Annotated in this window: 9 protein-coding genes; 4 read left to right on the top strand and 5 right to left on the bottom strand. The window is 62.3% G+C overall.

Translation table 11 applies throughout. The annotated features are described in order from the left end of the window. The first annotated feature begins 295 nt into the window (after positions 1-295). Complete coding sequence (locus tag ACFYWM_RS44380; protein ID WP_389927825.1) at positions 296-1,588, top strand: hypothetical protein; 1,293 nt, start codon at positions 296-298, stop codon at positions 1,586-1,588. 320 nt (positions 1,589-1,908) lie between these two features. Here the strand turns inward: ACFYWM_RS44380 and ACFYWM_RS44385 are convergent, their stop codons facing one another. Continuing rightward, positions 1,909-3,978: an NACHT domain-containing protein gene (locus ACFYWM_RS44385; RefSeq protein ID WP_389927826.1), complete on the bottom strand. Its 2,070-nt coding sequence runs from the start codon at positions 3,976-3,978 to the stop codon at positions 1,909-1,911. 1,260 nt (positions 3,979-5,238) lie between these two features. On the opposite strand from ACFYWM_RS44385, the gene ACFYWM_RS44390 reads away from it, so the two are divergent. Next, positions 5,239-6,192, top strand: a complete 954-nt coding sequence (locus ACFYWM_RS44390) for an Imm10 family immunity protein (RefSeq protein WP_389927829.1) — start codon at positions 5,239-5,241, stop codon at positions 6,190-6,192. A gap of 269 nt (positions 6,193-6,461) precedes the next feature. On the opposite strand, the gene ACFYWM_RS44395 is transcribed toward ACFYWM_RS44390, so the two are convergent. The 4 genes from ACFYWM_RS44395 to ACFYWM_RS44410 all read right to left on the bottom strand — a co-directional run bounded on the left by ACFYWM_RS44395 (position 6,462) and on the right by ACFYWM_RS44410 (position 8,250). Beyond that, positions 6,462-6,761, bottom strand: a complete 300-nt coding sequence (locus ACFYWM_RS44395; protein WP_389927832.1) for a helix-turn-helix domain-containing protein — start codon at positions 6,759-6,761, stop codon at positions 6,462-6,464. Positions 6,762-6,766: 5 nt separating this feature from the next. Next, positions 6,767-7,111, bottom strand: coding sequence for a type II toxin-antitoxin system RelE/ParE family toxin (locus ACFYWM_RS44400; protein WP_389927835.1), 345 nt, complete (start codon positions 7,109-7,111; stop codon positions 6,767-6,769). Positions 7,112-7,576: 465 nt separating this feature from the next. Continuing rightward, positions 7,577-7,990: a type II toxin-antitoxin system VapC family toxin gene (locus ACFYWM_RS44405; RefSeq protein ID WP_389927837.1), complete on the bottom strand. Its 414-nt coding sequence runs from the start codon at positions 7,988-7,990 to the stop codon at positions 7,577-7,579. Then, entirely contained in the window at positions 7,987-8,250 is a 264-nt protein-coding gene (locus tag ACFYWM_RS44410) for a CopG family transcriptional regulator (RefSeq protein WP_389927840.1), read from the bottom strand. The genes ACFYWM_RS44405 and ACFYWM_RS44410 overlap by 4 nt, the downstream gene beginning before the upstream one ends. Before the next feature lie 373 nt (positions 8,251-8,623). On the opposite strand from ACFYWM_RS44410, the gene ACFYWM_RS44415 reads away from it, so the two are divergent. Both ACFYWM_RS44415 and ACFYWM_RS44420 read left to right on the top strand, forming a co-directional pair. Further along, positions 8,624-9,181 (top strand): hypothetical protein, encoded by a 558-nt coding sequence (locus ACFYWM_RS44415; RefSeq protein ID WP_389927843.1) that lies wholly within the window; start codon positions 8,624-8,626, stop codon positions 9,179-9,181. 11 nt (positions 9,182-9,192) lie between these two features. Next, positions 9,193-9,480, top strand: coding sequence for a hypothetical protein (locus tag ACFYWM_RS44420; protein ID WP_389927846.1), 288 nt, complete (start codon positions 9,193-9,195; stop codon positions 9,478-9,480). Positions 9,481-9,635: the final 155 nt, after the last annotated feature.

The following is a 9,635-nucleotide window of genomic DNA, read 5'->3' on the forward strand; positions in this document are numbered from 1 at the left end:
CGTCAAGGCGTGGATCAACGACCCAGACAAACGAGAGAAGCAGGCACAGAACATCTAGAGCGACTGTGTCTCATCGAGCTTGACAAGTTCCGCAGGGGCGTGTCTCGCTGGTCTCCTCTGGCCGGGTCACCGTCGCCATCTCCTCGAATTTGATCCGCGTTCCCTGCGGCGGAAAGCGGGCTGACGTACCGTGTTGCTTGATGGCAAGTCCACCGGCAATTCGAGAACGACAGGACCCCCAAACGGCCCCCCTGAATTCCCCCTCTTGAGCCCCCAGCCGGGAGGAAGGCCCCAGATGCCCGACAACATCCCTAACGTCCAGCTCCGAGCGTGGCGTAACGAGCACCGCCTGACGCGCGCCGAACTGGCCGACCGGATCAACGCGACGCCGACCGGCATCAGGGAGTCCCTGGCGTGCGATGAGGAGCGCATCCGCCGCTGGGAGGCCGGAGAGGTCAGGTGGCCCCATTCTCCGTACCGGCTCGCCATCACCCAGCTGACCGGACTTCAACCCGAAGACCTGGGATTCCGGCCGAACAGACGCGGGGCCGGCCAGCTCATTGAAGCCACCACCGTCATTCCTATGGACGCGTTGCGGGCCGAGGCCGACCTGTACGGCACCATGGAACTCGCCCAGCAGCTCCAGGCGTCCGACGTCGGAACCGGCACGCTTGAGGCCCTCGCCGAGGCCGTCGATCTGCTCTGCCGCGCCTACCCCGTCGTTTCGGCCGCCACGTTGCGCGACCGGACCCAGAAGCGTCTCTCTCAGGTCAACGGTCTACTCGGCGGACGGATCACCCTCGCCCAGCACCGCGAACTCCTCGTCATCACCGGATGGCTGACGGCCTTGCTTGGGTGCGTTCACTACGACCTGGGAGAGCGCGAGGAGGCCGAGACCGCCCGTCGCGCCGCTTACGAGATGGGCCGCCAGGTTGGGCACGGTGAACTCATGGGATGGGCACATGAGATGTCCGCGTGGTTCGCCCTGGTCGAAGGCCGCTATGAAGACGTGGTCACCGCCGCCCGTATGGGCCAGGCCGTCGCCGGCCAATCCAGCGCCCAGGTTCAGCTCACCCTGCAAGAGGCCCGCGGACTGGCCCGCATCGGCGACCGCCGAGAAGCAGACAAGGCCCTCACCCGCGGAGCCGACGCCTTGGCGAAGCTCCCCCTCCCCGGCAACCCTGACCATCACTTCGTATTCGACCACGCCAAGTGGGTCTTTTACGCCGCCACGGCTTACACATGGCTTGAGGACAACGACCGAGCCGAAGAACACGCGTTGGAGACCATCCAGATGCACACCCGCCCGGACGGCACTTCCAACGCCCCCATGCGCGTCGCCGACGCTCACATTGACCTCGGCATTGTCCACGCCCGACGAGGCAACCTCGATGCCGCCGTGGAACAAGGCATGGCCGCCTTCGAAATTGAGCGCAAGTCTCTCACTGACCTCGTCAACCGCGCCGCAGATCTGGACCGCGTCATCCGACAAGGCTACCGTCGCGAAATTCTCGCTTCAGAGTTCCACGAACGCTATGTGGCCGCCCGTCGCGCCCTAACCACTCGCCGTCCCGAGCTCCTCGATTGACTGCTTTAAAACAACCACTAGCGACATCTGCTAAACATGTCCCAGGACTGATGCGTCAAGCATGCCCTGGAGTAGGACATATAACGGCGCATTGCACCGAATGAGAACCTGCTCCACGTCTTCGCGGCAGCTCGCCTACGGCGGATTATCGCGCTGGACGGCCACTGGCCGCGCTGTGGTTCTTCGCCCGGTCGCGGCCAGCACCGCCCGCGCCCTGATGCTCTGCGACAAGAGGTCATGGCGCGCGTGATGTTCTATATCTCGAATTGCTCTCAACGATCCGGGACTAGTCATCTGCAATGAAGCGGACCAATAGAGTGCTACTGACTAGCGTCAAACTCTACTTCGACATTGCCTTTCGGGTCGGCAAGAAAATCAAGGAGTTCGCGATGCACAAATATATATCCGTGCCCGACTTTGCGGAGGATTAGGCACTCGGTCATGAAGTCAAGGAATGGCAGAAAAGGCCACGGGATGCACTGAAGTCTGGCCAATTCGCTGCGGAGCACCAACTGTTCAAAGAGAGGTCCGCCGCCTATTGATACGAACGTCAGGAGCAAGGAACCCAAGCCAATTAGAAAGCCGTAGTCGCCGGGAGGAAGTGATTCCGCCGGTGCCATCCTAGCGACGTATGTGGCAACGAATCCCGTGATCAGGAACCAGGCGAAACCAACGCGCAGGGCGAGCCACACGCGAGGGCGCAGCGCCGGGCTCGGCACCTCCCTGGTCCGAATGATCATACGGCCAGACGTTGCCAGCTCTCCTACGAAGCCGTCTATCACCCCCGCGACCAAGAGGTAGGAGACGAGCAAAACGATCGAGTAGACCGGCCCGGTGAGGGCCGACTCCTGCAGGCTCAGAACCACGGCTACGACTAGGCTGATCGCCGTCGCGGCAATTTTGTCGCCAAATCCACGATTAAAGAAACCCGTAACAGCCATGATCAAAGATTTCATTACGGAATTGGAGGTGATGTCTCCGCGCGGAGACGGTTGTCGGGGTGGCCACGCCTCCCTTGTGTTCTCCCGATTCCGCCAAGAGATACGGGCATTGTTCTCGTAATCTTGACTAAGTAATTGCGTAGTAAGGCCGATACCCAGAATAATAGCGGAAAATGTGGCGATCGTAACTCCGACGAGAAGCCAAGTCGCGACGAACATGAGCACACACGATGGCGCAACCGTCAACAGCATGATGTAACTCGATCTACTCACGTAACGGCCTTTAGGGAGCCACTCAGCTCCTAACAGATCGAGCGTGAAAACGGTTTGCTGGTCATTGCGGAGCCGATTAGAAAGCAGATGTAAGTAGCGGCGAGACTTCTCTGGAGGATAATTACGGTTCTTGCGCCAACGCAGCATCGTCCCGACGTATTGGGCGTACAGGCGGCGGCGGGGGCCGGCCCTCTGGGTCGCTTGAGGTGGCTCAAGACCGTCTCGATAAGCAAGGGCCATGATACTTAGCAACAACGGCGATGAGGCCAGCTGCCACAGTTCGGGATCGGCAGCGAGTGCTGCTCGAAGCCCGTCAAGCCCGCGTCCCGACTCAGCGAGAAAGCGCTGGGTCTGCTCAGCCGTCATTGGCTGGATTGTCACGATGCCGTGTGACCTGACCTGTTCCCGAAGTAGCGCGTATTCGGCCTGGCGGCAGCAGACAGCGCTGCTGGTCGGGTTGGCGTGAAGGTACCTGTTTAACTGAGAGACGCACTCTGAACGGTGCTCTGCTGCGACTTCGTCAAGGCCGTCGAAGAGAGCGAGGATCTGGTGAGTGCGCAACCATTCGCTCGCGAGTCGCCGTGGCATGCCGTAGCTCTCTACGAGTTCGTCAATGATCCACTCGGCGATCGTCTTACGGTGACGCGCCCATGATGCGAGAGGTAACACGACCGGGACAGGCTTGCTTTCGTCCTTGGTCTCCGCCAGGAGACTTTTAGCCAGCTCCAGCAGCATGGTGGTCTTGCCCGCACCTGGCATACCTAGAATGACGATCCGCTGGTCCATTCGGGAAAACACATCTGCCATCTCGGTACCTGGCGGTAGTTGCTCTTGCGTGCCGTTCGCCCAGGTGACCGCAATGTCCCACGGCCGGTCGCCAGACTCGTGGACCACCAGGTCAAGTTGGATCCGAGCCTCGTTGTATAGCGACTTCTCCAGAACTCCTGTCACCCAGAACCGCCGTACGCGACGGATGAGCTCGTTCCGAGCCTGCGCCGAAGGGAAGTCAGCCGGTTGCTCGTCCTTCTGGACAACCTCCAGTACTGCTGTGGCGACAACGATGACAAACATCAGCGGCCATGCCACCCACAGGCGGTCGTGCCATGAGGATGGCAGCACCCCCGTCGCCACGTTGGTCGCGACACCGAGCAGCGCGATGAAGAGTACGGATAGCACAATTTGACCTCGGCGAAGCATGGAACTATTTCTACCTTGTGTGAGGGCAAGTGGCAGGGGTATGGAAACCTGGCAGTGTAATCGTAAGGATCCCAGCATGGAATGCTCGCCGCTACGACCAGGCTCAGAACCGGTGAGAGACGGACAGTAGCTCAGGTTCAGCCCTACGACGCCTGCCCCCTCATCACAGGGCTGTACCCGTCGCACGCTGGGAACACATTCATGGGTTTAACGAGGGCGCCCCCTCCAACAGTGTGTGCAGACTTCATTGGGACGTAGAGACCTTCGCCATCTACTTGATCATTTTCCGCCAGACGTAGCAGGCGGGAGTATAGACAGTTCAATGCTTTATCGGGCAGTCATGAGCCGACCTCACGACCATGCCTCCTGAACGATTTGGTAGGTTCCGGCAGAGCGGTGACAGCAGCGTCCCTACACATGGACTCACTTCAACTACTGTCCCTCCCCTTCTGGCCCTGGTCACCGCTACCCAACCAAGAGGATTGGCCCGACTGAAAAGCGGACAGTAGATCTGTTGCGCCACTAGACATTGCCGAATTGTTCTCATAGGTATCAAGCGGCGGCGCCCCGCGCCGCCGTACCCGGCCCTCTGCCGCCCGCCGACCGGGCGTGCGGCGTGGGCGCCGGTCCCGGCCGGCGGCGCCCCGGGCCGTCCACCGACCCGCGCGCCCGCCGTACCCAAGGCACTCGCCGACCACCGGCCCGCCGCCGCTCCGCTTTCTGGCCAGGCATATGATCAGCCTGTCGACAGGAGCAGACCGTGATCTACTCTCCGTTCGGGATCTTCATTCTTCTCGTGCTCGTATCAGCGGTCGTCATCCCCGTGGTGATAGCCATCGCGCTTATCCGGCTCTTTCGGAACTGACGCCTCCGGCGGGGGACTCCGCTCCGGGATGATTGAGACTGCCGACCACAAGGACCGTAGTTGGCTGAGGTGGGGCTGGGTCTTCCCGCCTGCCACGTCCCAGGCAAGCCCAACAGCTCGACTCCTCCGGCTCAAGGCCGTCTGTGACCGTTGGCATCGCATGACCGAGGAACGTCTACCGGCTGACGTACACGCGAAGACGGCCTTGCCCCTCCGTCCCCGAGCTGTTGCCCCTCCGGGATGGGACGAGGCAGACGGGAAGATCCAGCGGGCGAAGCATGCGCTTGAGCGCATCAATGATCGGACATAGCCACCTGCAAATACGCCCAATAAACTCCTGTTCTCATTCGCACGACGGAAAAGGCCCGGTGAGCATGTCATCCGACCGCACCCATGAACTCTGTGTCGAGATCGGGCGGACCGTGCGGGATGGCGCCCCGGACGGATGGCAGGAGGTCGACGTCCTTCGCTGCCAACTCGGCACCTTCGGCATAACCGGGATCACCTATCGGATGGCGGACGGTTCCCAGCAGGTTCGAGATGGCGAGGACCTCGGTGACCTTTTCCATCAGCTGAAAGTGGCCGAGTACAAGCCGAGTGAGGGGACATGGTTCGTCTGTCGGCTCGGCTACAGCCTGCGCGGGAAGTCGTACAACTCCATGATGCAGACCTTCAGCATGGAGTCGCCTTTCTCCCGGGACTACACCGCCATGATGCCGCCCGCCTTCGGGATGGAGCTGCCTTTTGCCCAGGCCATCGAGGTGCCCGCCTGGGCCTACGTGGAGGAACTGACCAAGTTCCCGCGCAGGCCGGACCTCATCCCGCCGTGGATACTCGCCGCCTGGCCCGAAGGTGTGTCCCTGCCTGAGGGCGGCTCCGCCCCCACCTCACCGGCAGACAGCGAACCCGGCTCGGCCTGGCCTCCTCTGAGAACCATGGTCGCGCGAACCGTCGGCCGAGACGAGGACTCGGAGACGATCGTTTTCGGAGTGGCCGAACACGAGGACGGCACCGGGAACGCCTTGATCTTCATGATGTCCACCGAGGAACCGGACGAGCAGGAGATCGGACTTGGTATGGACACGTATTGCGTCGTCCGCGAGGACCAGGCGGGCACCACCTACGGCGGCGTGACTCACTGCGGGATCGACTCCGGCCGCCTGACCTTCCACTTCACCGCACAGGCCGCGAAGGAACTGAACGTGGAACCCGTCGTCCAGATCGATCTCAAGATCGACGAGGGCAGCGTCGAACTGCTCAGAAGCAGCCTGCGGGAGATCCTGCTGTCCGGCCGTCACGACCAGCACCCCCACGGCATGCACCTCTGATCGCCGGGCCATTAGCGGGCCATTAACCAGGGTGACGAGGGGTCAACCACGGTCACTCACGACCGGCCGAATGCCCAGCTCAGCCGCTCTACAGGGCGTGATTCATGCACTTCCCAAGCTGACAGCGCGGGTTCGATTCCCGTCACCCGCTCCAAGAGCGAAGGCCCAGGTCACGGATGATTTCCGAACCTGGACCTTGATCTTCTTCCCAGAATTTAACGACCACCGCACCTGTTGCGTGCCCGATGGCTCCGGCACCCTCCAACAGCTCAGCTCGCCTCACGCAACGGCTGAAACTGGACGCTGAGCCGCATCTCCAACGCCTCCGCAAGTCTTTCCAACATTGGGATCGTCGGCATCGTCCCGCCTGCCTCGAACCGCGCCACCGCGGACTGCTTCAGCCCGGCGCGCCCGGCCAGTTCGGCCTGAGTCAGCCCAAGCTGTTCGCGACGCAGCCGTACCGCCTCACCAAGCTCGAAACGGATCCGCGCCGCCTCGTACGCGGCCCCCGCGCCGGGACGACTCATGATTTCTTCTCGCTTGTCGGCCCACGTCTTGCGCTCGCCCATTCCGCTTACTCCTCGTCTGCCGTGTGAGCCTCAGCAATACATCGCTGCATGGCTCGCCACGCACGCTCGACTTCGGCAGCCTCACGCATCCGCTGCTTACGGAAGACTGTCAACAGGATGATCCGCCTGCCCGGTGCGATCCAGTAGCTGATGCGCACCGCCTCTCGCTCAAGGTGGAAACGCAACTCACGCAACTTGCCGCGCAACTGCCGGGTGTAGGGCTCATCAAGCAGGACACCCCGCTCGGCCAGCAGGTCGACATAGAACGCCGCCGTCCCCTGACCTTCTTGATCAAGCGTGTCGAACCACATGTCCACCTCTGGCTCCAGCTCCACCTCTCCCCAAGTCATAACACGGACGTTATACATCAGGCAAGGGTCGCGCTCCCGGATCGCGCAAACCCACAAGGAACCAAGCGCTCCAGCCGGACGACCAACCCGAATCCTTTTCTCCCTCAGGCAGACCAAGGCAGACGAGATGGTCAAGCGGGCAGGGGGTGGGTGTTGTACGGCAAGATCAGGCCACACGCTGATCGCCGGGCCATTGGCGGGCCATTAACCAGGGTGACGAGGGGTCAACCACGGTCACTCACGGCCGGCCCGACGCCCAGGTCAGCCGCCCCACAAAGCGTGATCGATGCACTTCCCAAGCTGGCAGCGCGGGTTCGATTCCCGTCACCCGCTCCAAGAGCGAAGGCCCAAGTCAGGGATAGATTCCGGACCAGGGCCTTCGTTGTTTCCAGGGCTGTTCGATCTTCTCGGGCCATTGGCTCTCGTTGCTCCCACCGCTCCGTCATGCTCGTCATCGCGCGCAGCTCAGATCTTGATGACGGTGACGCGTCCGCCGCACAGGGTGGCAAGGTCCTCCGGGTCGGAGGTGAGAACCGTAACGGGGCCGGGGGCAGCGAGGGCGGTTGCGCTGAGCATCGCATCGATGGCGTACTTGTGCCCGTGCAGGCCGGCGCCAGACAGAAGTGTGGCGGCGTGGCGGGCGATCGGTTCGGTGACCGGTTCAACGACAAGGCGGGACAGCGACCACTCCAGAGCCGGCCGGTTGATGCGGGGGTGGACCACTTCGACGAGGGTGGCGGCGGAGGTGATGACGCGGAGGTCGTCGGCGCGGGCGAGGGCGAGCCATGTGGTGACCATGCGGTCACGCAAGACGACTTTGGCCAGTCCCTCGCTGTCGAGGACCAGCGTGCCGCCGGGGGTGGCGGGAGAACGGGTCATGCAGCGCCCGCCCCACCGTGGGCCTGTCCCTGCCGGGCCTGGTTGAGTTGGTCGCGCAGCGCCTGGACTTCGTCGTCGGCAATGGGGCCGTGCTCGGCCTCGGCGACCTGGATGAGTTCGCTAAGGTTGTCGCGCTCGATCTGGCGGGCGACGGCGGCGGCGACGTAGGCAGACAGACCAGAAGGGCCGCTTCGGGACCGTGCGGCCTCCGCGATGTCACGCGGCATGGTGATCGAGTACTTACCGGTAGGCTCACTCATGCTCTTTATCCTACCTCGTATGCCCCTGACAGCGATGGCCGCGCCTAGTGGGAATGAGCGCCAGGTCTGTCCCGCATCCACTTCTCGATCTTGGTTACTCGTCCAGGTCTCCTGAGCAGCGTTGATCACGTGCCAGATCCGCGCCAGAACAGGCGGGGAACACCAGTCATCCACAGGAGCTCACGGGGAACCACACCTCGTTTAATCCGCACACCTGCTTTCCCAGCTCAGCCCGCCAACACCAGCAGCCGATTCCCAAGCTGACAGCGCGGGTTCGATTCCCGTCACCCGCCCCACCTCAGGAAAACGGCATCTTCCGATCGGCCGAATAACCCGCATGCTCAGGCTCATGCCCTGATGCCACACTGGCGCGATGTTCCGAACCGACTTCAGCGATATCGAGTACCTACGTCACATCGAGCACCTGGCGCGCGAGATCGTGAACGCGGCAGACAACGAGGGATGGCTCACTCTCATCACCACCTCCGATGAGGCCACGCCACTTCGGCGAGCGGTGACCGAGACAGCCCGCCACCTCCGTCACCATCACTTCGACGGGGACGGATGTCTCGATGAAGACCTTCCCCTGATGAAACTCGCCGGAGTGGTCATTCTCCGACCGCACGCCCTTCCCGTCGGCATGGAAGAGAGCTACAGCGAGATCTGCGACCGCCTGGACATCGGAGCCCGGCCCGAAGGGTGGGCGATCTGGAATGCCTGGGCCAAAGACGGCCAGCCCATCTCGATCGTCCTGGTCGACTCCAGCGGCACCGAAGGACTGCTCACGAACTGGACACAGGGCATCGAGGTCTATCCGATCACTCCCCTTCCCGCCCAAGTGATCCTGACACGGCAGGGATGGATCACCCCCATGACCCTGTCCCCTGCCAGCGCCCGGGAACTGGAGGCAACTCGGCCTTCCGGCTCATAGCATCCACCCTTGTGCTTCGGAACCTTTTTCTTGCCGCAGGAACCTTTCTCATCCTCTTCGGCCTCTACAAGATTGTGTTCTTTCCTCCCGGTCTCTACTGGAGCTACGGCAGCGGAAACACAACCTCTACGCCCGCGTCCTTTGCCTTGGTTGCGCTGAGCGAACCTGTTCTTCTCGTCCTTGGAGGTATAGGGATGATGCTTGGCGCCATCGCAGCAGCCACACGTAATGGAAAAGCCGCCTCCGGTGGGGGCCTCCCGCTCCGGGATGATCACCAGCAGCACGGCCTGGGGTCGTAAGGGCTAAGGCAAGGGCCTGCTCATCCCGTCTGCCATCAGCCCAGGACAACCCGTGCAGACCCCTCCTTGGCAGGCTCAGGTGAGACATCGAGGGAGATAGCCTTCTGAGCTGTAAGTAGGGCGAGACAGGACCATTAACGATCGTGACCTTGACT

It is taken from the genome of Streptosporangium sp. NPDC002721 (assembly GCF_042888905.1).
GTDB lineage: Bacteria > Actinomycetota > Actinomycetes > Streptosporangiales > Streptosporangiaceae > Streptosporangium.

Excerpts from the sequence above, each read along its gene's own strand:
- ACFYWM_RS44400 (WP_389927835.1), bottom strand. The coding sequence starts at position 7,111 with ATGACTTGGGGAGAGGTGGAGCTGGAGCCAGAGGTGGACATGTGGTTC.
- ACFYWM_RS44415 (WP_389927843.1), top strand. The coding sequence starts at position 8,624 with ATGTTCCGAACCGACTTCAGCGATATCGAGTACCTACGTCACATCGAG.
- ACFYWM_RS44405 (WP_389927837.1), bottom strand. The coding sequence starts at position 7,990 with ATGACCCGTTCTCCCGCCACCCCCGGCGGCACGCTGGTCCTCGACAGC.
- ACFYWM_RS44410 (WP_389927840.1), bottom strand. The coding sequence starts at position 8,250 with ATGAGTGAGCCTACCGGTAAGTACTCGATCACCATGCCGCGTGACATC.
- ACFYWM_RS44390 (WP_389927829.1), top strand. The coding sequence starts at position 5,239 with ATGTCATCCGACCGCACCCATGAACTCTGTGTCGAGATCGGGCGGACC.
- ACFYWM_RS44395 (WP_389927832.1), bottom strand. The coding sequence starts at position 6,761 with ATGGGCGAGCGCAAGACGTGGGCCGACAAGCGAGAAGAAATCATGAGT.
- ACFYWM_RS44380 (WP_389927825.1), top strand. The coding sequence starts at position 296 with ATGCCCGACAACATCCCTAACGTCCAGCTCCGAGCGTGGCGTAACGAG.